Origin of the sequence: Dinghuibacter silviterrae (assembly GCF_004366355.1) — a bacterium.
GTDB lineage: Bacteria > Bacteroidota > Bacteroidia > Chitinophagales > Chitinophagaceae > Dinghuibacter > Dinghuibacter silviterrae.
In genome coordinates this window covers 1,469,426-1,494,239 of the sequence record NZ_SODV01000001.1, presented here as the reverse complement: position 1 = coordinate 1,494,239, position 24,814 = coordinate 1,469,426, and the positions used below count along the sequence as shown (strand labels likewise).

Annotated in this window: 20 protein-coding genes; 13 read left to right on the top strand and 7 right to left on the bottom strand. The window is 58.0% G+C overall.

Going from position 1 to position 24,814, the window contains the following annotated elements:
• The first annotated feature begins 175 nt into the window (after positions 1–175).
• The gene (locus EDB95_RS06630) at positions 176–1,078 is read left to right on the top strand and encodes a lysophospholipid acyltransferase family protein (RefSeq protein WP_133991800.1); all 903 of its coding nucleotides are present in this window, start codon (positions 176–178) and stop codon (positions 1,076–1,078) included.
• Between the two features lie 34 nt (positions 1,079–1,112).
• Positions 1,113–2,129 carry a fatty acid desaturase family protein gene (locus EDB95_RS06625; RefSeq protein WP_133991797.1) on the top strand — a complete coding sequence of 339 codons (1,017 nt, stop codon included), beginning with the start codon at positions 1,113–1,115 and terminating at the stop codon, positions 2,127–2,129.
• On the opposite strand, the gene EDB95_RS06620 is transcribed toward EDB95_RS06625, so the two are convergent.
• Complete coding sequence (locus tag EDB95_RS06620) at positions 2,126–2,509, bottom strand: VOC family protein (RefSeq protein ID WP_133991794.1); 384 nt, start codon at positions 2,507–2,509, stop codon at positions 2,126–2,128. The two genes, EDB95_RS06625 and EDB95_RS06620, sit on opposite strands and share 4 nt — an antisense overlap.
• 33 nt (positions 2,510–2,542) lie before the next feature.
• Between EDB95_RS06620 and EDB95_RS06615 the strand changes: the two genes are divergently transcribed.
• The 8 genes from EDB95_RS06615 (at position 2,543) to EDB95_RS06580 (ending at position 13,729) form a co-directional block, all read left to right on the top strand.
• Positions 2,543–3,346, top strand: a complete 804-nt coding sequence (locus EDB95_RS06615; RefSeq protein ID WP_133991791.1) for a M23 family metallopeptidase — start codon at positions 2,543–2,545, stop codon at positions 3,344–3,346.
• Complete coding sequence (locus EDB95_RS06610; RefSeq protein WP_133991788.1) at positions 3,343–4,158, top strand: DUF4846 domain-containing protein; 816 nt, start codon at positions 3,343–3,345, stop codon at positions 4,156–4,158. Before EDB95_RS06615 ends, EDB95_RS06610 begins: the two co-directional genes overlap by 4 nt.
• 70 nt (positions 4,159–4,228) lie before the next feature.
• Positions 4,229–5,254: a hypothetical protein gene (locus tag EDB95_RS06605; RefSeq protein WP_133991785.1), complete on the top strand. Its 1,026-nt coding sequence runs from the start codon at positions 4,229–4,231 to the stop codon at positions 5,252–5,254.
• Positions 5,255–5,354: 100 nt separating this feature from the next.
• Positions 5,355–6,071, top strand: coding sequence for a hypothetical protein (locus tag EDB95_RS06600; protein ID WP_133991782.1), 717 nt, complete (start codon positions 5,355–5,357; stop codon positions 6,069–6,071).
• Complete coding sequence (locus EDB95_RS06595) at positions 6,061–8,862, top strand: TonB-dependent receptor (protein ID WP_133991779.1); 2,802 nt, start codon at positions 6,061–6,063, stop codon at positions 8,860–8,862. The genes EDB95_RS06600 and EDB95_RS06595 overlap by 11 nt, the downstream gene beginning before the upstream one ends.
• Before the next feature lie 2 nt (positions 8,863–8,864).
• Positions 8,865–10,034 (top strand): DUF4249 domain-containing protein, encoded by a 1,170-nt coding sequence (locus EDB95_RS06590; protein WP_133991776.1) that lies wholly within the window; start codon positions 8,865–8,867, stop codon positions 10,032–10,034.
• Positions 10,035–10,046: 12 nt separating this feature from the next.
• On the top strand, positions 10,047–12,392 hold the full coding sequence (locus EDB95_RS06585) for a hypothetical protein (protein WP_133991773.1): 2,346 nt from the start codon (positions 10,047–10,049) through the stop codon (positions 12,390–12,392).
• A gap of 38 nt (positions 12,393–12,430) precedes the next feature.
• Entirely contained in the window at positions 12,431–13,729 is a 1,299-nt protein-coding gene (locus tag EDB95_RS06580; protein WP_133991770.1) for a hypothetical protein, read from the top strand.
• A gap of 27 nt (positions 13,730–13,756) precedes the next feature.
• On the opposite strand, the gene EDB95_RS06575 is transcribed toward EDB95_RS06580, so the two are convergent.
• The 6 genes from EDB95_RS06575 to EDB95_RS06550 form a co-directional block, all read right to left on the bottom strand.
• Positions 13,757–14,338, bottom strand: a complete 582-nt coding sequence (locus tag EDB95_RS06575; protein ID WP_133991767.1) for a thioredoxin domain-containing protein — start codon at positions 14,336–14,338, stop codon at positions 13,757–13,759.
• The gene (locus tag EDB95_RS06570; RefSeq protein WP_133991764.1) at positions 14,335–15,627 is read right to left on the bottom strand and encodes a cytochrome c; all 1,293 of its coding nucleotides are present in this window, start codon (positions 15,625–15,627) and stop codon (positions 14,335–14,337) included. The genes EDB95_RS06575 and EDB95_RS06570 overlap by 4 nt, the downstream gene beginning before the upstream one ends.
• An 11-nt stretch (positions 15,628–15,638) precedes the next feature.
• Positions 15,639–17,321 carry a SusD/RagB family nutrient-binding outer membrane lipoprotein gene (locus EDB95_RS06565; protein WP_162852496.1) on the bottom strand — a complete coding sequence of 561 codons (1,683 nt, stop codon included), beginning with the start codon at positions 17,319–17,321 and terminating at the stop codon, positions 15,639–15,641.
• 12 nt (positions 17,322–17,333) lie between these two features.
• Positions 17,334–20,981 (bottom strand): SusC/RagA family TonB-linked outer membrane protein, encoded by a 3,648-nt coding sequence (locus EDB95_RS06560; protein ID WP_162852495.1) that lies wholly within the window; start codon positions 20,979–20,981, stop codon positions 17,334–17,336.
• Positions 20,982–21,162: 181 nt separating this feature from the next.
• Positions 21,163–22,236 (bottom strand): FecR family protein, encoded by a 1,074-nt coding sequence (locus EDB95_RS06555; RefSeq protein WP_133991757.1) that lies wholly within the window; start codon positions 22,234–22,236, stop codon positions 21,163–21,165.
• A 72-nt stretch (positions 22,237–22,308) separates the two neighbouring features.
• Positions 22,309–22,926, bottom strand: coding sequence for an RNA polymerase sigma factor (locus EDB95_RS06550; protein WP_133991754.1), 618 nt, complete (start codon positions 22,924–22,926; stop codon positions 22,309–22,311).
• A gap of 77 nt (positions 22,927–23,003) precedes the next feature.
• Between EDB95_RS06550 and EDB95_RS06545 the strand changes: the two genes are divergently transcribed.
• The 3 genes from EDB95_RS06545 (at position 23,004) to EDB95_RS06535 (ending at position 24,811) form a co-directional block, all read left to right on the top strand.
• Positions 23,004–23,819 carry an alpha/beta hydrolase gene (locus EDB95_RS06545; protein ID WP_133991751.1) on the top strand — a complete coding sequence of 272 codons (816 nt, stop codon included), beginning with the start codon at positions 23,004–23,006 and terminating at the stop codon, positions 23,817–23,819.
• The gene (locus tag EDB95_RS06540) at positions 23,812–24,351 is read left to right on the top strand and encodes a Crp/Fnr family transcriptional regulator (protein ID WP_133991749.1); all 540 of its coding nucleotides are present in this window, start codon (positions 23,812–23,814) and stop codon (positions 24,349–24,351) included. The genes EDB95_RS06545 and EDB95_RS06540 overlap by 8 nt, the downstream gene beginning before the upstream one ends.
• Positions 24,352–24,412: 61 nt before the next feature.
• Positions 24,413–24,811: an ester cyclase gene (locus EDB95_RS06535; RefSeq protein WP_133991746.1), complete on the top strand. Its 399-nt coding sequence runs from the start codon at positions 24,413–24,415 to the stop codon at positions 24,809–24,811.
• The last annotated feature ends 3 nt before the right edge of the window (positions 24,812–24,814 follow it).

Here is a 24,814-nt window from a genome sequence, read left to right as displayed (position 1 = left end):
TTTTCTCATAAGCAGTTAGTTTTGGTGAAGCGGCCCCTGTTTCCACAGGGGCTTTTTCTTTTACGGATCGGCAATATTTCCTTATCTTTCCAGCCACCCCACCTATACCCATACCGCGACCTGTGCCCATTGTCCCCAGGATGATGGGAGGACTTTTTAACAGCGTATTCAACCCATGACCGGTAACAAACGGTTGCAGTCTTTATCCTATTACTGTCTCTACGGCTCGCTGTACGGGCTGTCCCTATTGCCATTCCCGGTGCTTTACCTGTTGAGCGACGGGGTCTGTTTTGTCCTTTTCCGGGTCATCGGCTACCGGAAGCACGTGGTTTTCAAAAACCTTCGCCGTTCTTTCCCGGACAAGTCCGACGCGGAGATCCGCCAGCTGGCCGGTAGCTTCTACCGGTACCTGTGCGACCTTTTCCTGGAAATGTTCAAAACGCTGAGCATTTCCAAGGCCGCTATGTTGCGTCACTGTTCCATGGATCCCGAAGCCCTGGAGATCTTCCGGGACCTCGCCAAAAACGGCCAAAGCGTGATCCTCGTCCTGGGCCACTACGGCAATTGGGAATGGGCGGGTAATACGTTTAGCCTCCTTTGTCCCCAACCTTTATCGGTCATCTACCACCCGTTGACAAGCCCGGCGTTCGACCGGCTGATGTATACCATGAGAACCCGTTTTGGAACCGGCCTCATCGAGATGGAACAAACCTTTAGGGAAATGGTCAAACAAAAAGGCAAGGTGACCGCCACCGCCTTTATTGCCGATCAGACCCCCCAGCCCCAGCGGGCCCATTGGATGACCTTCCTGAACCAGGATACCCCCGTTTTTATGGGGGCGGAAACGATCGCCCGGAAGTTGAACTACCCGATCGTTTATGCCACCGTCAAACGCCAGCGGCGCGGGTATTACCGCATCTATGCCGAGCGCCTGGTCGAGGCCCCGGCCGCGTCCGGCGAGGGGGTGATCTCCGAGTTGCACACCCGCCGCCTGGAAAGAGACATCCGCGACCAGCCTGAAATATGGCTTTGGTCCCACAAGCGCTGGAAACATAGCCGCCCGCTGCCCGTCACGTAAATCCAATATTCTACAACCCATACCATTTCAACACATGTTACAAGGCAAAGAGCTGATCCTCTCTACTAAAAAATATGCCCTGGAAGACCCGCGGAGCAGTTGGATCCAGACCGTATCCACCCTGCTGCTGTTGCTGGCCGCCCAGTGGAGCAGTCTTTTGGCGCCCCTGCTGATCCTCAGGGTCGCCGGCAGCGTGGCCACCGGTCTGCTGATCATCCGCTTTTTTATCATTTTCCACGATTACCAGCACCACACCATCCTGCACAACAGCAGGGCGGCCAAAGTGGTGATGACCTTTTTCGGCCTTTACATCCTGACGCCGCCCAGCATCTGGAAAAGGTCGCACGACCATCATCATCAGCACAATTCCAAACTCTTTAGCGCCGATATCGGGTCCTACCCGATCGTCACCAAAACGCGGTTCCTGGCCATGAGCACCCGGGAACGGATGGGCTACCTGGCCATCCGGCACCCGCTGACGATTCTTTTGGGATACTTCACCATGTTCATCTGGGGCATGTGTCTGCGGTCCTTTATTTCCAGCCCGAAAAAACACACCGATTCCGTCGTTGCCCTCGTCCTCCACGGGACGATCTCCGCGGCCATCTGGTATTTCTTTGGTTTCGAGGGATGGCTGCTGGGTGTATTCCTCCCCTTTTTCCTTGGCCAGGCCATCGGTGCTTACCTGTTTTATGCACAGCACAACTTCCCCGGCGTCGTTTTTAAAGATCGCTGTGGATGGACGTATGAAGGCGCCGCCCTGGAGTCCTCCAGCTATATGCAGATGAGTCCCTTTATGCAATGGTGCACGGGGAACATCGGCTTTCATCACATCCATCACCTCAATTGCCGGATTCCCTTTTATCGCCTGCCCCGGGTGATGAAAGAGATCCCCGAACTGCAAACGGCCAAAACCACTTCCCTTCACCCGCGGGATGTGCGGGATTGTCTCCGCCTAAAGGTGTGGGACCCCGAGCGGCAACAGATGATCGGGTTCCGGGAGATCTACGCGGATTTTCAGGGCAGCCCCGGTCTTGCGCAAAAAAGCTAGATCACTTTTTCGATCAACCACCGGTGCCCCAGGGGATCTTCAAACTCCCCCTGCCGGTAACCGTATTCATAGTCCTTTGCCGCGTGCACTTCCCGCGCCCCCGCCGCCAGCGCCCTGGCCATCACGGCGTCCACGTCGTCCACCATCAGACCGATGATCGTCGTAACGCCCTGGTGCGTCCCCGGCGGAAACGTCTTCCCGTTGGCGGCTTCCTCGTGAAAATGAAAAAGGGTCCCGTCGATCGACATCTCTGATACGTGGATCGACCCGTCGTCGTCGCTAAAACGCCGGAGCTCCACGGCACCCAGGCCCTGGATGTAAAAATCCAGGTTCATGGTGCCGGAGGGAATGATGAGTTGGGGTGTGAATGTCGTAGGCATACCTCCAAAGTACAAAAAATCGTATTTTCCCCTATGCGCTATCTACTTTTGGCCCTCCCGCTTTTCCTCGTACGCGATCTTAACGCCCAAGATCTTGTGGCCTCCTGCCGGAGGATGGATTCGCTCAATACGGCGATTCTTCTGCAGAAGATTCCGCGTGCCGCCGCGGCGGCGCGGTTCCGTCAGTTGATGGGCGAGATTGCGGTGGAGGCGCCGCGCGCTGTGGCGGCGGCCGCCGGATCAGCGCGCCCCGCAGCGGCACCACCCGCCGGAGCATCCCGCCCCGCGGCAGCCGCGCCCCACCCGGCGGCATCCCCCGCCGCGCCCATCTGGGACTTCCCCCTCCGGGGCTACACCTACCGCGCCATCGGCGGTACTAACGGTAACGGCTACTCGGATAAAGGCTACCGCTACCTCGACGGCAATGCCCACCTCGCCCACCCGGCCCACGACATTTTTATCACCGACAAGGACCAGGATCAAATGGACGACCGGACCGGCAAGCCTGTTGACGTGCTCGCCGTCGAAGACGGGGTAGTCATCGCCTGCTGCGATACCTGGGACGTGCACAGCCCGCTCCGCGGTGGCAGGTACATCTGGTTGTACCACCCGAAGTCGGGTTTGCTCACCTACTACGCCCATAACCGCATGATCCTGGTGGCCCCCGGTGGCGTGGTCCGCCAGGGTCAGAAGATCGCAGAGGTCGGGCGCACAGGGTTTAACGCCTATCCCCACCGTTCGCCGACTCACTTGCATTTCTCCAGCTTCCGGTTGGTGGATGGATTGCCGGTGCCTTTTAACGGATACGACCTGCTCAAAAAAGCGAAGACAATATGAAGCCGCTTTTCTTTTTCGCCGCATGGCTGTTGTGCGCGGCGCCCGTGGGGCGACCAGGCTCGCCGCATCGGCTAGTTGCCGACGCGCGATCGGCGCGCCCCGCGGACCGCGTCGCCGATCGTTTCCCTGCGCCCCCCGGTTACCGCCTGTCGGCGGAAGCACAGGGCAGTTTCGGCGATTGGCTAACCCGCCTCCCCTTAAAACCCGCCGGCACCCCCACCCGCACCTATCGCGGCGACATCGCCGCCACCAACGCCTACACGGCCGCCGTGCTCGACGTCAGCGTCGGTCACCAGGACCTGCAACAGTGCGCCGATGCCGTGATGCGGCTGAGGGGTGAATACCTGTACGGACAAAAAAGGTACAAAGACATCGTCTTCACCTTTACCGGTGGGTTCCGCTGCGACTATATACATTATGCAGAAGGGTATCGTTATAGCGGGGGACATTGGGTGCTCAAAAAAACCAAAGACTATTCCTACGCGACGTTCCTTCATTATATGGACCTCGTCTTTACCTATTGCGGTACTTTATCGCTGGAGAAAGAATTAAAACCCATACAAGGCCCGCTAAAGGCGGGCGACATCTTTATACACGGAGGCTCGCCGGGGCATTGTTTTATTATACTGGAAACAGCGGTCAACGGCCAGGGACAACCGGCCTTTATTATAGCCCAGAGTTTTATGCCGGCCCAGGATATACAGGTATTGCAGGCGGGCGGTTCACCGTGGTTTAGCCTCGATACACCCGCCAGCCTCCCCTACAGGGAGCTGATCAGCCTTCATTACGCCAAGAGGTTCAATGACTTGTAATTATTTTTAACAGAGCATTTAAACCATCCATCCCATTTACCATCTTATTTCTACAAAAAGACGGTAAATTATGAAAACTACTTTCCTTACCCGCTGCGTTATGGCTCTGATGATCGCAGGCGTAGGTTTTTACTCTTGCACAAAAAGCAACACGGGCAACAACTCCAGCTCTGGTGCTACTTCCACCACCGGCCTTCAAGTCGCCGCAGATGATCAATCCCAGGTTTCTTATGAATCGGATGCTGTATCGGATGACGCCAATACGGCGCTCAACGGTGAGACCACTGTATCCGGCAGCATCACGGAACACGGGACCGGAACCATCACTACGATGGGGATCAATCAAGAAGATTCGGTTGGTGCCGGCGGGGGGGTTATTGTCAATAACAACATCATCTGCGACGCATCCGTTTCTTATGCCGATACCAACGGCGCCCGGACCATTACCATCACGTACAACGGGGCGAACTGTGCCGGCAACCGTACCCGTACCGGCCAGGTCATCATCTCCATCCCCAACGGGGTGTATTGGAAAGACCCCGCCGCCGCCGTCACCGTTCGGGTCGTGAACCTGACGATCACGCGTATCCGCGACGGTAAGGTCATCGTCATCAACGGCACGAAGACCTATACCAACGTCACCGGCGGGCTCCTGGTTGACCTGCCCAACACCGACTCGATCGTGCACACCATCACAGGTTCCATGGAGATCACGTTTGGCAACGGAAACGTCCGCAGTTGGAGTGTATCCAAACGCAGGGTCTTCACCTACAACAACGGCATCTACCTGTCCACCACCGGTACGCACAGCGACAGCCTGAACCACACCGATGTGGCAGAATGGGGCGTGAACCGCTTTGGGGTGTCCTTCGAATCCCTCATCACCGAACCGAAAACGATCGCGCAAAGCTGCGAATTCCGGTTGACCGGCGGACAAAACGAAGTCCTTCGTTCTGACGGATGGACCTCGACGATCACCTATGGCCTTGATGCCAGCGGGGATGCCACCGGCTGCCCCGGTACTGGTACCTACTATTATAAGTTGGTGGTTACCCGGCCCAATGGATTAACCTACACCTACATCCTTCCTTATTAAAAACGCTTTTTTTTCGTACACTATCTGAGGGTGTCTCTTCTTTGAGACACCCTCCGTTTTTTTTGTTATATTCGTCAGACATGTTTGCCCTTTAACAGCCATGAAAAAACTAACGCTTGTTCTTTGGCTTTTGCCTTTCCACCGGGCGGCCGCTCAAACCGACAGCGCCGCCTTTGGCGTAGCGGTGGCACAGTTCCACCGATTGCTCGCTCCCGAAAACAATTTATACAATGGCGGAGAATACGTAGACTACGCCAGCAATCTAAAAAGCGGTATTCCTTATTTTGGCTCGAAGGAGTCTTATGACGGCAGCGTCCTGTACGACGGCATCCGGTATGACCACCTGAAGCTGTGGTACGACCTGGTGTACGACGAGGTCGTGACGGTAGGCTCCGACGGGGGATTCCGGCTGACGTTGAACAGTCCCCGTGTCGCTTCCTTTACGCTGGGCGACCGGCGATTTTTACGGATCACCAAAGACGACACCCATCCCGTCCATACCGGCTTTTACGAACTGCTGTATGACGGACGCGTCCGGCTGCTGAGGCGAACGACCAAAGATATCCAGGAGCTCACGACAACGGAAGCGGTGGAGCGGTATGTCGAAACCGACAGCAGCTATTACCTGGTCAAAGAAGGGCAATACGATCCACTGTATAAAAAGAAATCCGTCCTGGCTGCCCTGGCCGATAAGAAAAAAGAGATACAGGTTTTTATCCGGAAGAATAAAATCGACCTGAAGAAGGACAAAGATGCCGCGTTCATTCAGATCATCACCTACTACGACGGACTGCCCCATGAAGAACATGCACGCTAAACTGCTGCTGGCGGTGTTGATCGCCGCTGTTTTCGCCCCGCGGCAGGCGAAAGCCCAGGCCCGGCGTCCGGTGACCATCACCCTGGACTCGGCCCGGTTCGATACGCTGGTGCAGGTGGTCGAACACCAGACGGGGGTTCATTTTTTCTACGATGCCACCCAGACCGACAGCCTGGTCCTCACCCTGTCGGCCGTGAACGAATCCCTGGAAAAGGTATTGACGCTTGCCCTGAATAAGACGGGCCTGTTTTTTAGCATCGACGCATCCGGAAATGTCTTCATCACCAAGGGATACGCGCTGGAGCTAGGGCCGCCGGCCTTCCAACCCATGGACACCGCGGCTTTTGCGGCAGCAGGAAAAGGCGCGGCCAAACCGCATCGCGTGCAGGAGCCGTTTACCGAACCCACCAGTAACGAAGAACAAGACGCCACGCTCCGGGAAGCTGTGATCCAGGCCAAGCTGTTTGTGGTGGGGGAAAAATCGGAAAATCCCAGGCCGGGTACCGTCACCCTGGCGGGTTACGTACGCGATGCCAAAACGGAGGAACCCGTCATCGGGGCGTCCATTGTCGTCGATCACAGCCAAACCGGCGTGGCCACCGATCAATACGGATACTATTCCCTGAGCCTGCCCAGGGGCCGGCACGTCTTGTATATCCAAAGCATAGGGATGCGGGACACCCGCCGCCAGGTACAGGTCAACGGCGAGGGCCGGTTCAATATAGAAATGCAATCCCAGGTCATTGCGCTCCGGAACGTCGTGATTTCCTCCGAAAAGGCCAGCAACATCCGCAGCCTGACCATGGGCTTGCAACGGCTGGACATCAAGGCGATCAAACAGGTGCCCGTGGTTTTTGGCGAGGCCGATATCCTCCGCGTCGTACAAACCCTGCCGGGGGTAAAGACCGTCGGCGAGGCGTCCACCGGGCTGAACGTCCGGGGCGGATCCGCAGACCAGAACCTGATCTTGCTCAACGACGCCACCATCTATAACCCTGCACACTTTTTCGGTTTGTTTTCGTCCTTCAACCCGGAGCTCGTCAAGGACGTAGAGCTTTACAAAAGCAGCATTCCCGCCCAGTACGGCGGCCGTCTTTCCTCCGTACTGGACGTCAGCACCCGGGAAGGCGACAAAAAAGAATACGCCGGTTCGGCGGGCATCGGCGTGCTGACCAGCCGGCTCAACCTGGAGGGTCCGCTCGTGAAGGACAAGTCGTCGTTTATCGTGGGGGCCCGGACCACGTATGCCAATTGGCTGCTCAACCTCCTACCCGCCCAGTACAAAAACAGCCGCGCTTCCTTTTACGACATCAACCTGGGCATCACGCACGAGATCAACAAGCGCAACACCCTCTTCCTGACGGGCTACCTGAGCCAGGACCGGTTTAACCTCAACAGCGACACCACCTACAGTTACGGAAACCGCAACGTGTCGCTCAAATGGAAACACATTTTCTCCAACAAGCTCAACATGGAGGCGGCCACCGGGTTTGACCGCTACCAGTACCGTATCGACGCGGTCAACAACCCGGTGACGGCTTCCCGCCTTGCTTTCGACGTCAACCAATATTACCTGAAGGACCAATTCAAGTACTACCTGAGTGCCAAACATACCCTGGCCTTCGGGTTCCAGTCGATCCATTACAAACTCCATCCCGGGACGTATACGCCGGTCGGGTCCGAATCCCTTACGGTCGCGGATACCCTGCAAACCGAACGGGCCTTGGAAAGCGCCCTTTTTGTCAGCGATGACTTTAAAGTAACAAGCGCCTTTTCGATAGAAGCCGGTATCCGGTATTCGATGTTCAACTTCCTCGGCCCTTCCGCGGTCAACGATTATGCGCCGGGCCAGCCCCTGACGGTGGGCAATATGACGGGCACCACCCCTTATCCATCCGGGAAGTTCATCAAGACCTATTCCGGGCCGGAGTACCGGGTATCCGCCCGCTACAGCCTGGGAGAAAATACATCGATAAAAGCCTCTTTCAATACCGGCCGTCAGTACATCCACATGCTGTCCAACACGACCGCTATGGCGCCCACGGATATATGGAAGCTAAGCGACACCCACATCCAGCCCACTACCGGGGAGCAGTATTCGCTGGGGCTTTACCAGAATTTTGCCTCCAATACCATCGAGACGTCGGTGGAGGTCTACTACCGGACCATGGATGACTACCTGGACTACAAGGACGGGGCGGTATTGGTGATGAACCACCACATTGAGACCGACGTCATGAGTACCAAAGGCCGGGCTTATGGGGTCGAGTTCCTGGTCCGCAAACAAACGGGCAAGCTCAACGGCTGGCTCGCCTATACCTATTCAAGGACCCAGCTCCGGATGAACGATCCCCTGGCCGGGGAAGTGATCAACGGGGGGAACTGGTATCCCGCGAGCTATGACGAACCCCACGACGTCAACCTCGTGGGCAACTATAAGGTCAACCACCGCTTTAGCGTGTCCCTGAATACGGTGTACAACACGGGGCGGCCGATCACGCTGCCGATCGGCGTGTTCTACTATGCAGGGGCCGAACGGGCGTTGTATTCGGACAGGAACGCGTATCGCATCCCCGACTATTTCCGGATGGACCTCGCCATGAACATCGAAGGGAACCATAAGATTCATCAGAAAACCCACAACTCCTGGACCATCGGCGTATACAACCTGACGGGACGGCAGAATCCTTATTCGGTCTACTTCGTTTCCCAGAATGGGGTCGTCAACGGGTATAAGCTGTCCATCTTCGGAAGCGCCATCCCTTACATCAACTTTAATATCCGCTTTTAGCCATGAAACGTTTTTGGATCATAAGCGCTATTTTCCTGGCGGCCTGCGTAAAGCCCTACAGCCCCAAACTAAACAACCCGGCCACGGGTTACCTGGTGGTCGAGGGCAACATCAACGCCGGGACCGGGCCGTCCATGCTCGTCCTGAGCCGGACGGTCGCGCTCACCGACACCACGGTGGAAGTGTTTGAGCCGGGCGCCACCGTCGCGCTGGAAGGCTCCGACGGGTCCAGCTACGCCGCTACGGCCGGCACGAACGGCACCTATGCCTTTGGCGCCCTCCCGTTGGATACCACCAAAACCTACCGCCTCGACATCAAAACAACCGAAGGATCGGAATACCAGTCGGACTACGTCCACGTCATCCCCAATGTACCCATAGACAGCGTCACCTTCGTCCCTAAAGGCGGCGACGGCATGTACGTCCAGGTCAACACCCACAACCCCAGGAACGACACCCGCTACTACCAATGGTCCTACGATGAAACCTGGGAATACCATTCCGCCGAATTCAGTTCCCTGAGGTTCGACAGCACGCTGGACACGGTGGTCGCCCGTCTCCCGTCGCAGCAGATCTATACCTGCTGGAGAACAGACAGCTCCTCCAATATCCTTATCTACAGTACGACCAAGCTTTCCCAGGACGTCGTTTCCGGGTTCCCGCTCACCTTTATCCCCCAGGGCGACCAACGGCTGGGCATACGGTATAGCATCAACGTGCACCAATATGCCCTCAGCGCAGACTGCTACAACTACCTCCTGCTGATGCAATCCAATACCGAAAACCTCGGGTCCATTTTCGATCCCCTGCCGTCCAACCTGAAGGGCAACCTGCATTGTCTCAACAACCCTTCGGAACCCGTGATCGGTTTTGTCAATGTCAGCAGCGATCAACCGCTCCGGACCTTTACGGGCCCGCCCTCTTTCTGGCAATATCAGTTCGTATGCATAGCCCAGGACACCATGGTCCCCTTCCAACCCGCCTGGATGTATCTCTGGTATTTTAAAGGCATACGCCCCAATCCCTACCCCCGGAACTACACCGACCCGCCGTCGGGCATTTATATACCGATCGCTTTCGGTCCGGGGGACACCTGGACCGCCAATCATGACTATTGCATCGACTGCCGTCTGCAAGGCGGCACGACGACCCAACCCTGGTTTTGGCAATAAACGCTATTCCGCATGAAATGTGTCTGTCTTCTGCTCGCCCTTATATTCCTCCAAGGTTCGCTCATGGCCCAGGACGACCTCGTGCGTCCCTGGAACGACTACCGGCAAAGCCACCTGTACGAAAAGGTATACGTCCAAACCGACAAAGACTACTACCTCTGCGGCGAGCTTTGCTGGTTCAAGTGCTATGACGTGTCCGCGGCCAACCTGCGCCCCCTGTCGCTTAGCCGGGTGGCCTATGTCGAGGTACTGGACGGGCGCAGCAAACCCGTCCTTCAGGCCAAGATCGCGCTCGATTCGGGGAGCGGGAACGGTGCCCTTTACCTCCCTTTTACGCTTGCTTCCGGTTCCTATACCCTCCGGGCCTATACCCGCTGGATGAAAAATGAGCCCGCCACTTACTTCTTTGAAAAACCGCTGACGATCCTCAACACCCACCAGGCGCCGCCCACACCCGGGCGAATAACCCCGGCGGCGCACCTTGCGTTTTTCCCCGAAGGCGGTAACCTCGTGTCCGGTCTTACCTCCACTGTGGCTTTTCAGGGAACGGATGCGTATGGGGAACCCATCGGGTTTACCGGGGTTCTCAGGGACGACCGGGGGGATACCGTTTTGCATTTTCAGCCCCAGGCCCAGGGCATGGGGCGGTTCGCCTTCACCCCCGCCGCCGGCCGGCACTACACCGCCACCGTCTGGCCGGTGGCCGGAGGCGTCCTGAATATTGATTTACCCCGGGTATATGACCGGGGTTTTGTCATGCATCTCGATACCGCCGCGGGTGGTTCGCTTCGGGTAAGCGTCCAATCGACCGAATCCGGCCGCGTATTCCTGCTCGTCCATTCCAATGCCCGTATGGACATCGCCGAAGCGGCCCCCCTTACCAACGGCCGCGCCGTCTTCCCCATCGACACCGGCAGGCTGGAAGCGGGGATTGCACACCTCACCATTTTCAACGACGACCGCCAGCCGGTCTGCGAACGTCTCCTCTTCAAATCGCCTGCCGGCGACAATTTATTAGGACTCCAAACCGACAAAAACCACTACATCCCCCGCTCCGGTGTGAGCATACACATCAAAGCCCCCGAAGGCATCACGGGGACGGACCTGTCCGTCACCGCTTACCGGCTGGATTCCCTCCAGGGTATACCCGAACAAAACATCGTCAATTATCTCTGGCTGACCTCGGACCTGAGCGGCCCCGTGGCACACCCGGCGTTCTTTTTCGATCACCCCTGGGCCCTGGACAACCTCCTGCTGACCCAGGGCTGGAGACGCTTCCGCTGGGAAGACGTATTAAAAGACACCACCCCGGTCTTTACGTATGCACCGGAGTACAAAGGACACCTCATCACCGGCCGCGTCGTCGACACCCGCACCGGCGCCCCTGGTAACCGCATCCTGGCGTTCTGCTCCGCCCCGGGTAACCGGACCCAGTTTGCCACCGCCACCAGCGATTCCACCGGCCGCCTCGCCTTCGACATGCCGGCCATGTACGGATCCTCCCAGGTCGTCGTCCAAACCGACCTCTCCACGGCCGACAGCGTGTACCGGGTAGACGTTGACGATCCGTTCTCCGAGGTATATCCCGGCCACCCGGTAACGCGTTTCGACATGCCGCTCGACAACCCCGTAACGCTGACGGAACGCAGCCTGTCGATGCAGGTGCAGAACGCCTACGCGGCCATGCGGATGCAAACTCCCTACCTCCCCGCGGCGGCAGACACCACCGCCTTTTACCTACACCCCGACCTGACCTATATGCTCGACGACTATGTCCGCTTTACGACCATGGAGGAAGTGCTCCGGGAATACGTACAACTCGTCAATGTGTACAGGAAAGGAAGTCACTTCCACCTGTGGAACTACAATACCCCCAGAAACGAACCCTTTGACGAAGACCCCTTCATCCTCCTTGACGGCGTTCCCATTTTCAACACCGACCAGCTCATGGCCTACAATCCCCTCAAGATCCGCCGGCTTGAAGTCCTTACCCGGCGGTATTTCCTGGGAGGGGTGTCCTTTACCGGTCTGCTCAACTGGACGACCTATCACGGCGACCTGAGCGGGTACCAGCTCGATCCCCACGCCACCGCCCTCGACTACGAAGGGCTCCAGGCCAGGCGGACCTTTTATAGCCCCATTTATGTCACCGACGCGCAAAAGGCCTCCCGTCTGCCCGACTACCGGAACGTGTTGTACTGGGACCCGCGCACGTCGCTGCCCGGCGGAGGCGAGGGTGTGGTGCGCTTTTTCACCTCCGACCTACCGGGGAAGTATGCCGTGATCGTCCAGGGCGTAAGTGCGCAGGGCGTGCCGCTATATGGCGAGACCACCCTGGAGGTGAACGCCGCGGAATAGGCTTTGACCACGGTTCAACCTTTATTATCTTAGGGAAGATGAATCATCATGTTGACCACTCCCGAAAAAGCGATCCTTCGCAGGCTGCCGCCAACCACGTGCCCAGCATGAAGGCGCGGCCGGCTGTGCAAAAGAAAAGCGCCGGTGGCCGGGGCGTCGTTCAATTGCATCTTGCCAATGATCTCCACGACAAAAAGTTTAAGGTGGCGATTGCCGGTGAGATCCACGATGATATCCCGGTGGAACAGGAGAAAAACGAATGGAAGGACGTGGGCATCGACCTCCATCACGAGGCGGCTGAAATCCCGCTAAAGGGTGGAGGGAAAAAGGTGACCCCCGATCCGATTGAATTGCGACTGGGGAATGGATATACTCTTTTAATGGGAGGAGTGGGCCGTTACCTGATAGAGGCTGCATCACCGGGTGATGGCGCCGGCCTGTCGGGTGAAAAAGATATCACAGACGTGTTCAATTATATATTGCCCACGCTGATCGCGGATTTGAAAGCCTTACCAGGGGCCCGGCCGGAGAAAGTGACGCCTATAGTTGCCGCTTTGGGTGAGCTCGTGAATTTGTTAAAGGACAACGGTCTGGTCAAGGCAAAAGCTCTTGAAGTGAACAGGCGTCGCCTGGCCGAAACAGCACTGAATAATCTGGATCTGGCCGGTCAATTTATCCACGAACTACACGGCGCATCGGCCTTTAGAGGTGTCAAATTCGAGAGCCAACCGCTCCAGGACGCCCGAAGCTACCAGATGCTTACGCGGATCGATGAGGCATCGGCAGCGCTGGAAAACACCATCTATAAAGTCGGCAACGAGCACGTGGTGGACATACGCCGGGAAAAATGGACGCCCAAAACGAAAGTGGCCGTCCTGGATAAGGATGAATATCTCCGGGAATACAAGACGATTCCCAAAAAGAAGGCGGCGGTACCAGTTCCCTCCGCCAGGCCTGCGTCGGCCCTGTTGCCGGCCGCCGGCATCGTTGTTCCGGGGCCGGCGCCGGATTCGAAGAAAGCGGCGAAGAGAAAGCCAAAAGCGGCGAAGCCGAAAGCCGAAATTCCAAAACCGGCAAAGAGCGAGGCCGACCAACAGATAGAGCAAATAAGACTCATCATGGACGGCGCATCGGCAGAAGTAAAGAAGGCGAAGGGATACAAGGCGCTTGAAACGGCACTGGGGCTCAGGGATAAGACGACTGCCGAGAACATCATAAACGAGGTCAGGCGGATTATCAAAGAGCGCAATGACCGCTCGTCAATTGTCAAAAAGCTTTTCCGGGCAACAGATACCCAACAGCTATACGATAATATAGCCACGGTCATCGGAGGCTAGGGCGCCCCATGATGTGCGCCCCGCGATTTACCGGTCATCGATCAAACACCCCACCGGCTCCGTATGGGGCACCCCCACCGGACGAGCCGCCAGGACGTCGTCCAACGCCATCTTGAGCCACGAATGAAGCGCCTGCGGGCGGCTGTTCCCCAGGGAAACGGCCTTGTCGTCAATGGCGCCGCGATACAGCTGGCGGTGACGGGCGTCCAAAAGAAAAACCTCCGGAGTAACGGTGGCGTGTAACCGCCGAGCGAGGGCCAGGTTTGGATCTCGCTGCAACGAAAACGCGACACGGTATTTATCCCGGAAGGCCAGGATGTCCGCGTCGGGATCGGCCTTCCCGGCAAAAACACCGACGAAGGATACCGACCCCGCATATTGCGCGGCCAGTGCATTCAGGGCGACGGTATACCGCTGGCTCAGCGGACAAGAAGGGGACAAGTAGACAATGACGACATACGGCGTGTGGACGTCTGCCCAGGAAAATTGAGCCCCCGGCAGGGCTGCCAAAGCAGGCAAGGGCGCCAAAGCGGGCTGGGGCGCCCCCGCGAAAGGGGTTTGCGCCCGCGCCACCCCCACCATCAACAAACAAACCAACAACGTCTTCATAACACAATCTTTTCATCCCCCTCTTCCGCCCCCACATAAATCAGCATCAGCGTCATCATTTCATCCCGCGAGGTCATGTTCCCCGTGGAAAGGACCAGACGGGGCGGGCTGGAGGGGTTAAAGGGATTATCCGCCGTATTGTCGTAGACCCCGGTGACGTGCACCACGGAACCCGCGGGGAGCCGGACGGGGTGTTTGAACCGGTACAGCTCCTGCCAGCGGAAGTCCCAGCGGGGGATGTGAACCAGGGGGATGGTATCCCCCGACGGGGTCTCGGCCCAGGCGGTAAACTCTTTGCCAAGATAGTGCATGTGGGGCCATACATACAAGAGCGACTGGTCCTCCTGGGTCTTCACCTGTAGCCGGAACGTATCCACCCGGCCCGCGAGGAGGAGCAGGGGGGGCGTGATCAATTCTTCTCCTACGCCACCCGAGCCCAGGCTGATGATCTTGACCTCCCGGTGGATGGGTTTCGGCGTAAAAAACAGGTTGACGCCCACGATGGAATGTTCATCGGCGCCCAAAGCCGTGTAGTGCACCGTCAGCAGGACCACACCCCGGCGGGGTAGCGTCCACCCGAAACCAGGGGGATAGCTTTCGGCGGAGGCCCCGGGGATCCACCCCGTATAGTAGGTAAAGTTCCGTTTGAGGACGTCGTATTCCCGTTGCTGTGACCCGGGCCGGTCGCCGTCGATGTAGGGGCTGCCGCCAAAGATGGACACGGCAGTATCGGGTACGGCATAAAACCCGTAGTTGATGTGGTGGATGATCTTCCGGTTGTTACAGTACAACTCCACGGCCTCGACGTTCCGGTCGGCAGGGAGCTCGTAGGGTAGCTTAAAGACAATAAACCGTTCGGCGTCGTCCCCGGGGACGAGGTAGGGGGAATCGATCTTGAGGGTGAGGTCCGGGGGGCGGGTGTAGGCGGTGCCGGGGAAAAAGGGCGCCACGCCGCCGGGCGATGCGGCCGCAGGCGCCCCCGCATCCACCCACCGCAGGATGGCCTCGCGCTCCTCAGGCGCGAGCGCCCTGTCATTGGCAAACGCCCTATAATGGTCATCCGCCTTCCAGGGCGGCATATACCCCTCCGAAATCACCTTCTTGATAAAACCGGCGCGTCGCGCGATGTCTTCATAGGTCAGCAACGAAAACGGCGCCGCCTCCCCCGGCCGGTGGCAGGGGGCGCAACGCAAAAGGACGATCCGCTGCACCGAAAGGAAAGAAGGGGCCTGCGCAGCGGCAGGCCCCAAGGTTACAAAGGTGAGTATGACAAAAAAACACAACCGCATAAGCGAGACGATTATTGATCCCACCAAACTTTCCCCGTAATGTCATTGGCCGCCCCATACCCCGGCTGCTGCAACTCCGTGTTGATGGCGCTCACCGCGTTATTATAGTTCAGGTCGCCCAGCAACGGGAACTGGGGCACATACCGCCGCGGCATGACCACGGGGGACCCGCCTGAGGTCAGGGTTTCCAGCGGCATAATAGCGCCCGTCGGGCTGGGGTAGCCGGTGCGCTTGATGAGCGCCCAGGCCTCGTTGGGGTTCATATACAGGTTCAGGTATTCCTGGTCAAGCACCTGCTCCAGTGCGGTGGATGCCTGGTAGGCGACACCGGTCTGGGTCAGGTAAGTGGCAATCTCCGAAGAACCCAGCGGGGTATAATTGGGCGTCACCGCCTTTTGCGCCCAGGCGTCGAAGTCCGTGATGGAGGCGGCGACCCCGGCGTTGTAGAGCGCCTGCGGGCTGGCATTGTCGTTGGACAGCCCTCTCAGGATGAGCTCCGCGCGCATAAAACAAACGTCCGCGTAGGTGATGACGGGCATCGCGTTGACCCCCAGACCGGAATTGTAAGGGGCATACAGGATATAGGGGTTGATGATCGACGGATAGTTCACCTGCATTTTATTGCCCTGGTAGGAAAAGGTCAGGGTATGGAAAAGATAGCTTTGGGTGCCGACCTTGGCCTGGTCGGGGCTGGCGTATTGCCCGCGGTAGGTCAGGCCGTCCCAGGTGACCCCGGCCGGTATCTGGCCCTGGGCCTGGGCGGAGTCGAAGATGTCCTGGGTATTGATGCCCGACGGCTGAAGGAGGGCGCGGATACGGGGATCCCCGGTCCGGTTCATAAAATCCACGACGTTTTTCTCCATGCATTGGTTCCCGGAATACCCGAGGGGGTTAAAGTTGCCGCCCTCGAAGTTCTGCCCGGTGATAAAGACCCATTCGTCCGCCGCGTTGTCGATCGGGCCGACCTTGTCGGCCAGTACGTCGTTGGCAATGGAGGTAGTCTGGGAAGGGCTTTGCTTCATCAGACGCAGGGCGATCCGGAGCCGGAGGCTGTTCGCGGCCATGATCCACTTATTGACGTTGCCCTGGAAGATGATGTCGTTGTTGCCACCGGTGTTCTGGGTGACGGACTGGGTGGATTCCAGGGTCGTGACATAAGACTTCAGCCGGGCATCCAGGGTGTCAAAAAGGGCTTGCTGGGCGTCCCATACCGGGGTGAGGTTGCCGGTGTAGCGGGCCTCGAATGCCTGTGTGAACGGCATGCTCCCGTTGGGGTCGGCACAATAAAAGGCGGCCTGCGCGAGGGTGATGCCCGTTATGGCATTCAGGTAAACGTATTGCGCGGCCTTTGCCGCCGGCAGCAGGGCGATGAGGTGTTGCACATCGACCAGGGGGGGCCCGATCCTTGAATAAAAGATCCCCCAGCGCTGGTTGCCGTTGGCGACGTTGATAAAAGCCCCGGTACCCGTATTTCCTCCGGCGCTGACCCACAATTGGGTCCATGGACGGATATACTGGTAGTAGTCGTAAAATGCCTCGAAATCGTTTGTATAATTGGCCATCTGGCCGGTGGTCAGTTCATACTCCGGTGCCACGGAGAGGACGGCGTCCGGGTTGGTGTTGAGGGACGCGTACTTGGACCGGCTGCACGCACCTAAGAGGAGAACGGCGATATAAAGAAAAGATCTCTTCATGATTGACATTGTTTAGAAGCCTGCATTCAAGGAAAAGCCATAGGACCGTACATAGGGGATACCGCCCCGTTCGAACGCGGCCCCGGAACCGGAGTCGTTGAGGTTGTCCGGATTGATGTGGTCCGGGGCGCTGTTGTACAGGTAGAATGGATTCCTTACACTCAATACGGCGCGAAGGTTGTTCATCCGCATCTTGGAGGCCCAGCCGGTAGGTAGGTCATATCCCAGGGAGATTTGCCGGACGGCAACCCAGGAGGATTTGAACACCCCGGCTTCCCGGATACCGTATCCCCAGGAGTAGGTGGCGATGTAATAATCCGGTGCGTCCACGGGCTGCACGTAACCCGCCTTGAGCGCGGCATCGTAGGTCATCCCACTGACGTCCCGGGACTTGCCGTCCTGGCCGGTGGCCATCGTCCCCGATGCAAACACCCCATGAAGGCCGATCCCGTCCTGTCGGGGCGCCGTACCCTGGCCGAAAAAGGAGGCAGAGTTGGGCTGGGGCGTATAAGCAATCCCACCCGAGGCCGCGGTCCGTCCAAAAAGGGTATTCTTCAGGTTCCCGTTCTGGGAGCCATAATAGTAGGTGGTCGAGTACTCCAAGCCGCCAAACTTCGCATCTAAGAAGACGTTGAGCGAAAACCGCTTGTAGTTGAACGTGTTGATCCAGCTCCCGAGGAACTTGGGCAGCGTGGAGCCGATCACCGGTTCCTGGGAGGTGGGATCGGTTCCATAGTTCTGAGCACGCTGGTAAATGGGAAAGGTGCCCCCGGCGCCGTCGATCATGGTGATGACGTGCTGGCCGTTGAGCGGACTGCCGACATTGTTGCCGCTCCCGTCCTTGGCCTGGTAGCGGGCATACCCGTACCGGGCAACCAACAGGGCGTAGTCGCCGCCCTTGACGGCCACCGTCCGGATCCCGTCCTCATCCTCCAGGTCCAGGTAGTTGGTCCCCAGGGGCAGGCTGATCACCTTGTTCCTGTTCAGGGTATAGTTAAACCGCGTCACCCAGGAGAAGTCCTTGGTCAGGATGGGCGTACCGAAAAGGGTGAGTTCGATCCCCTTGTTGCGCACCGTACCCGCATTGATCAGGACATTGGAAACCCCGGACGCCAGCGGCGCGGTAAAGGGGATGATCTGGGATTTGGTGTCCTGGGTATACACGGTCGCGTCGCCGCCCAACCGCTCGTGGAACATCTTGAACTCCACGCCGGCTTCAAACTTGTCGCTGCGCTCGGGGACCAGGTGCTGGTTGGGCAGCGTGTTGGACTGATACCCATAGTAGTTCACGGTAGTGCCGTTGGCGCCTATATACGGCGTTTGGGCGATATAGTTCCCCGTGTTGGTCACGTAGGTGGCATCGCCGTTCCCGCTGGAGTTATAGGACAGGCGCAGCTTGCCGTAGTCAAACCATTTCGGAAGGTGGAGGGCATCCGTAAAAACCCAGGCCAGGTCGACCCCGGGGTAGAAATAGGAATAGTCACCATGGCCGTCGTTATACACCAGGGTAGAGTTCCAGTCGTTGCGGCCGTAATAATTGAGGAAGTAGGTGTTTTTATACTGGAAGCTGCCCTGGAAAAAGAGCGACGCCAGTTGAGACGTATTGGGGGCCGCCTCCGTAATCGTCGGGGCCTTTTGGGAGTTCGACAACCGGTAGATGTCGGGGAGGATGGTCCCGTTGGTGCTGGCGGAAGAACCCCGGCTTTCCCACGTAAACAGCTCACCACCCCCCTGGAGGGTCAACAGCCAGTCTTTACTGACGTTCTTGTGCAGGTAAAAGCTTGCGTTGTACCGGAACTGGTCAAGGATGTTGACGTTCTCGGAATAGGAAGCCCCGGCAAAGCCTGTACCGGTCCCCCGGGTGTTCTGGTATTCGTTCCGGTTATAAATGTTCACGCTCTCGGTTGACAACAGGTCCAGCCAGGGTGTGACGTTGGCGGTGAGCTGCGCACTCCCCCTGAAGTTGTTTTCGACCAGGTAGTCGTTGTTCTCGTACAAGGGATAAAGGATGCCCTGGACCACGCCCAGGACGTCGTTGGTATTGACACCGCCATGGACGGAATCGATGTAGTGCGAGGCCCAGTAGGGCATGTTATAGTTCCGGGCCACGTCATACGCCAGGGCATATAAAGGGCTGTTCCCGCCTTGCAGGCCGGGGTTCCAGGTACCGGTCTGGACATAGTCCACCGTGACGTCGGCCAGGATTTTCGACGCCACCTTATGGGTCACGCGCATGTCCACGCTGTTGCGCTTCAGCTCATTGTTCGGGCTGATCCCGTTGGAGGTGAGGTGGGAATAGGACAGCCGGAAGGTGTTGTTGTCGGTGGCCGATGATAAGGAAATATTTGTGTTGTCCGTCACCCCGTTCCGGAAAAGACCGAGGGGATTGGTCCCGACATTGTTCATCAGGGTCCCGCTGACGTCCATGACCTTCTGACCGGTCATCCGGGGTCCGAAGCTGATCCCGTACGTGCTGGGGTCTATGGACAACTGGCCGTTGGCCGCCGTGTCAAAGTCGTTCAGACCGACACCCGATCCGTATGTGTTCTGGTAGTCTACGGTCTTATAAGGATGATCGATAAAATCGCTGTGGGTTAAGGAAATGCCGATCCCCTTCTGGTGATACCCTTTGCGGGTCTTGATCAGGATCACGCCATTGTTGGCGCGGCTTCCGTACAGGGCGACCACCGCGCCTCCTTTCAGGACGCTGAGGGATTCGATGTCGTCCGGGTTGATGTCCTTGAGGATGTTCCCGAAGTCCGTATTGCTTCCGTACTGGCCGCTTTCGTTGGGGAGTACCGAGGACTGGTCCAGGATCACGCCGTCCACCACGATGAGCGGTGTATTCTGGTAAGGGTCGAGCGAAGAGCTGCCCCGGATCTGGAAACGAGGGGTGGCCGACGGTCCGCTCAACCCCGGTTGTACCTGAAGCCCCGTGACCATGCCTTGTATGGCCGTGATGGGGTCCACGGTATTCGCCGACCGGATCTGGTCCCCGCTCACCTGGGTCACCGAATAGCCCAGGCTTCTTTTGGCACGGGTTTCACCCAAACCCGTGACGACGACCTCATCCATGGCCGTGTTCGAACGGGCCAGGTGGATGGCGATCACACCCGCTTTCTCTACCACAACCTCCTTGGTGACATAACCGATATAAGAGATCAAAAGCGTGGTATGCGCGGGTACGTGAAGGGAAAATATTCCGTCCGGGTCGGTCGTCGTTCCAGTTTGCTGTCCCTTGACCTTGATGCTAACACCGACCAGGGGTTGTCCCTGTTCGTCACTGACCCGGCCCCGGACGTCCACGTCTTCTATAACGACGCGGGCCACGCTGTCCGCGATGGGACCGGTGGCCGCCGGCGGACCCGTCCGCCGGGTGACCACGATGGTCTTGTTTTCAATAAAATAGTCCAGGGGCTGGTTGGAGAAACAAAGTTTGAGCACTTGTTCCAAGGATGCGTTCCGGACATCCAGGCTCACAGGATGCGCCTCCCGGAGGAGGTCATAGTTGTAAAAAAAGGTGTACCCCGTCTGGTGTTTGATTTCCGAGAATACTTTCTTGAGGGGGATGTTTTGTCCGGTAATATGCAAGCTTTGGGCATTTCCACCCGCGTGAGCCTCAATAAGCGCCACCGTCAACAGCAGTGTAGTCAGTCTCATGGCGATCCACATTTGATGAAGGCCGGGTACCCGGCCCCAATCCGTTTTTTTCATACTTTCACAGTTGATTTGGTTAATTAAAAAAATCCGGCAAGGGTTTATTTACAGCGACCAAATTCCGGCCAGGGGCGGTTCCGACGCTTCTGGCTTTTTTTTGGATCGCGGGATAGGGTTAAGACCGTCAGGGCAGCACGGTCAGCGTTCTGCCCTGCAGGCGAAAGTGCACCTGGCTTTTTTCCAACAGTTTTAATACCTGTACCAGGCTAAGGTCTCTTTCTATATCTCCTCCGAAGATGGCCGTGGGCGGCGCTCCCTCGTAATGAACAGTCACGTCATACCAGCGGGATATCTGCCGCATCACCGTCCGTATATCGTCTTCCTCGAAACTGAAATAACCATTTCTCCAGGCCATTGCTACGTCCACCACGTCCGGGTCGCGGACGGTCTTCAGGGTCCCGTCCGGTTGCAAACGCGCCTGCTCTCCCGGTTGGAGGAGCGCCCGCGTCTTGTCCTGTACGATCCGGACAGAACCCGACAAAAGGGTGGTACGGATGCTGGATTCATCGGCATACGCATTGACGTTGAAGTGGGTCCCCAACACCTGTACCTGCATGCCGCGGGCGTTGACCCTAAAGTCCATGCGGGCGTTGGGGGCGACCTCGAAATAGGCCTCTCCGTCCAGCGTCACTTCCCGGGAGCGGCCCCGGAATTCCGTCGGAAAACGCAGGGAGGACGCGGCATTCAGCCAAATCTTAGTACCGTCTTCAAGGACGAACGGGAACTGACCGCCCGGCGGGGCGGTAATGGTATTATAGACCGGCTCCGCATCCCCCACACCGGGGTGGAAGATCCAGGCGCCCGCGCCTCTGCGTTGCAGACGGGCACCTCCCTGCAGCGCTACAGAGGCTCCGCTGTCCAGGTCGATCACCTTACCGCCGGCCATGGTCAGGACCGCATGGTTCCGCCCCGGAGCGACGTCATTCCCAAAACGGCTTTCGTGGGCCAGAACCGGTTTGGACGGGACCCGGTGCCCATACCACCAGCCGGTTACCAAAAGCACGCCCACCAGGGAGGCAGCCACCGCCAGCCACCTGCCTCGATGCGAACGGGCCGGGGTCACGCCAAGGGCGCGATCCAGGTGGGATTTGAGCTCCCCTTTCTTCAACAGGTCGAAAAACACCTCCAGTTCCTCATCCGACGCCTGGTTGTCCAGGTATCGCCTCACCAATGTATCGTAGTGCTGCTTTTTCCGCATAGTTTATATGATTAATGACAAATAAAAGGCCCCCCCAGGGTACCGGGGTGCTTACTTTTTCCTCAAAAAAAATTACAAAATGGAAAACGAGGCGACGGTTGCCAATACCACCGCGGCCTCCAGCGTGACTCCCAGGTCGCGCTCGGCGGCGTCCTTGAGGGTCCGGATGGCGGTCATCATGTGTTTTTTAACGGCGTTCCGGGAAATCCCCATCTCGCGGCCGACCTCTTCGTAGGTCATCCCCTGCTCCCGGCATTTGTGGAAGATCTCCCGCGAACGGGCGGGGATGGCGTGGAGGGCGTGGTCGATAAACCGGCGGTAGTCTTTGCTCAGGGCCTCGTCGTCAACGCGCTGCTCCCGGAAGTAACGGACCAGGTCGTTCAGGGCGTGGGTAGAGCGTGCCACCGATTGCAGTACATTCAGGGTATGGTTTCGGGCCACGGTGTATAAATACCCTGGGAAATGGTGGACCCCCGGCAGTTGCTGACGGGCTTCCCATATTTTCAAAAAGATGTCCTGGAGCACGTCCTCGGCCAGGGCGGGTATCTTGACCAGCCGAAGCACAAAACGGTAAAGGTCGTCCTGGTAGTGATAGTAGACGGCGGAAAATGCCTGAACGTCCCCGGCGGCAATGGAAATCAGGAGCCGGTCTTCTTCGTATGGTGAAGGCGCAGTCAAGGAATGGTGCAATCTCTACCGAAAAGTAAGCTAAAACCTTTAAATCACCAAAGGGCCCCGTTGTAACCTAAGAATTCGTACACTTGTATATGCGCTTTCTTTTTCTCCTGGCCTTTATGGGCGGCGCGCTCTTCACCCACGCCGCCCGGGTCGACACGGTAAACGTTTTCAGCCCGTCCATGCACAAGACCGTCCGGACCGTCGTGATCACCCCCTCGGGCTACGAAAAGGGCAAAAATTACCCGGTCGTCTACCTCCTTCACGGCTACAGCGGCAACTACGCGGACTACATCCGGAACATCCCCGGTATCGCCTCGGACGCCGATACCTACGGTCTGATCATCGTTTGCCCCGACGGGCGGTACAACAGTTGGTACTTCGACAGCCCGGTGGACAGCAGCGCCCGGTACGAGACGTTTGTCTCTACCGAGCTGGTGCAATGGGTGGACGGGCACTACGCCACCGTCCGCGACCGGTCGGGCCGGGCCATTGCGGGTCTGAGCATGGGTGGCCACGGCGCCCTTTTTCTCAGCTTCCGGCATCAGGATATCTTTGGCGCGGCGGGGAGCATGAGCGGAGGGGTGGACCTCCGGCCCTTCCCCGACAACTGGGACCTGGCCGCCCAACTGGGCCCCTACGCGCAAAATCCGGACCGTTGGGAAAACCACAGCGTCATTAATCTCGTATACCTGTTGCATCCCAAAACGCAACCCCTCGCGCTGATCATCGATTGCGGGACGGAGGATTTTTTCTATACCGTGAATATGAACCTTCACCACCTGCTCCTGGAACGCAACATCCCGCACGACTTCATCACCCGGCCCGGGGCCCACAACTGGAATTATTGGAGCAATTCGGTCCGGTATCAACTTTTATTTTTTCACCGCTTTTTTCAACATGGCTGAACAACTGTCCGCTGACGCCCGGTTCCTGCTCACGGAAGCCGGCGACACCCGCACCTGGGAAAAGGGAGCCTTCCTCCTCCGGGAGGGTTCGGTTTGCCGCCACGTCCATGGCATCTGGAAGGGTTCCGTCCGTATGTTCCAGCTCCAGGACGGAAAAGAGGTCAACCTCCGTTTCTTTTTTGTCAACGGTTTCGCCACCGACTTCAAAAGCCTCCGGTTGGGCGAACCGTCCGGGTGCTTCCTCCAGGCCATGGAGTCGACCACGACCCTGACCATCGACGCCGCCGCCCTGCGGGCCCTCTATGACCGTTCCCCCGAACTGGAACGCTGGGGACGGGGTCTCCTGGAAAACCTCGTGATCAAGGAACAGGAACACGCCGACTTCTTTAAGTTATTTTCCCCCGAAGAACGGTACGACTGGCTGCTCCGGCACGACCCCGAAGTCATCAGGAAGGTATCCGGCACCCGGCTGGCTTCCTACATCGGCGTCAGCAGGGAAAGCCTGAGCAGGATCCGGAGCCGGATGCGCTAGTTTTTGTGACGATCGTCACAGGTGCGCCTTTTCTTGAGCGGCTAGTTTTGTGGGAAAAAATATGACCTATCCTATCGTCTCCCGCTTTATCCAACAGGCCTGGAACCGGGGCGGCATCCCCGAGCTGCATCCTTCTTTTGTCGACCATTCCCTACCGCCGGGCGTCGCCACTACCCGCGACTGGATCGCCCTCACCTCTTTATCGTTCGAACACCAAACCATTATTGAAGACCACGTCGCCGAAGGGGACAAGTGCGTTGTCCGTATAACCTTCCGCGTGCGGCATATCGGGGAGTGGAGGGGGATTCCGGCTACTTTCCTGGAGGCGGAAACCCGCGGGTATCGCATGTTCCGGGTTCAGGATGGGAAGATCATTGAGCACTGGGCGCTCCTCGACGGGCAGGCGCTGGAGAATCAGCTGCGCGGGGCCGCTTCGGGGTGCGCCGCGCCGCGGGGATAACGC

What these genes read in the sequence shown, in the direction of transcription:
- EDB95_RS06580 (WP_133991770.1), top strand. Translation starts at nt 12,431, where the DNA reads ATGAATCATCATGTTGACCACTCCCGAAAAAGCGATCCTTCGCAGGCT.
- EDB95_RS06620 (WP_133991794.1), bottom strand. Translation starts at nt 2,509, where the DNA reads ATGCCTACGACATTCACACCCCAACTCATCATTCCCTCCGGCACCATG.
- EDB95_RS06545 (WP_133991751.1), top strand. Translation starts at nt 23,004, where the DNA reads ATGCGCTTTCTTTTTCTCCTGGCCTTTATGGGCGGCGCGCTCTTCACC.
- EDB95_RS06585 (WP_133991773.1), top strand. Translation starts at nt 10,047, where the DNA reads ATGAAATGTGTCTGTCTTCTGCTCGCCCTTATATTCCTCCAAGGTTCG.
- EDB95_RS06610 (WP_133991788.1), top strand. Translation starts at nt 3,343, where the DNA reads ATGAAGCCGCTTTTCTTTTTCGCCGCATGGCTGTTGTGCGCGGCGCCC.
- EDB95_RS06560 (WP_162852495.1), bottom strand. Translation starts at nt 20,981, where the DNA reads ATGAGACTGACTACACTGCTGTTGACGGTGGCGCTTATTGAGGCTCAC.
- EDB95_RS06575 (WP_133991767.1), bottom strand. Translation starts at nt 14,338, where the DNA reads ATGAAGACGTTGTTGGTTTGTTTGTTGATGGTGGGGGTGGCGCGGGCG.
- EDB95_RS06630 (WP_133991800.1), top strand. Translation starts at nt 176, where the DNA reads ATGACCGGTAACAAACGGTTGCAGTCTTTATCCTATTACTGTCTCTAC.
- EDB95_RS06535 (WP_133991746.1), top strand. Translation starts at nt 24,413, where the DNA reads ATGACCTATCCTATCGTCTCCCGCTTTATCCAACAGGCCTGGAACCGG.
- EDB95_RS06570 (WP_133991764.1), bottom strand. Translation starts at nt 15,627, where the DNA reads ATGCGGTTGTGTTTTTTTGTCATACTCACCTTTGTAACCTTGGGGCCT.
- EDB95_RS06540 (WP_133991749.1), top strand. Translation starts at nt 23,812, where the DNA reads ATGGCTGAACAACTGTCCGCTGACGCCCGGTTCCTGCTCACGGAAGCC.
- EDB95_RS06590 (WP_133991776.1), top strand. Translation starts at nt 8,865, where the DNA reads ATGAAACGTTTTTGGATCATAAGCGCTATTTTCCTGGCGGCCTGCGTA.
- EDB95_RS06625 (WP_133991797.1), top strand. Translation starts at nt 1,113, where the DNA reads ATGTTACAAGGCAAAGAGCTGATCCTCTCTACTAAAAAATATGCCCTG.
- EDB95_RS06615 (WP_133991791.1), top strand. Translation starts at nt 2,543, where the DNA reads ATGCGCTATCTACTTTTGGCCCTCCCGCTTTTCCTCGTACGCGATCTT.
- EDB95_RS06605 (WP_133991785.1), top strand. Translation starts at nt 4,229, where the DNA reads ATGAAAACTACTTTCCTTACCCGCTGCGTTATGGCTCTGATGATCGCA.
- EDB95_RS06600 (WP_133991782.1), top strand. Translation starts at nt 5,355, where the DNA reads ATGAAAAAACTAACGCTTGTTCTTTGGCTTTTGCCTTTCCACCGGGCG.
- EDB95_RS06595 (WP_133991779.1), top strand. Translation starts at nt 6,061, where the DNA reads ATGCACGCTAAACTGCTGCTGGCGGTGTTGATCGCCGCTGTTTTCGCC.
- EDB95_RS06565 (WP_162852496.1), bottom strand. Translation starts at nt 17,321, where the DNA reads ATGAAGAGATCTTTTCTTTATATCGCCGTTCTCCTCTTAGGTGCGTGC.
- EDB95_RS06555 (WP_133991757.1), bottom strand. Translation starts at nt 22,236, where the DNA reads ATGCGGAAAAAGCAGCACTACGATACATTGGTGAGGCGATACCTGGAC.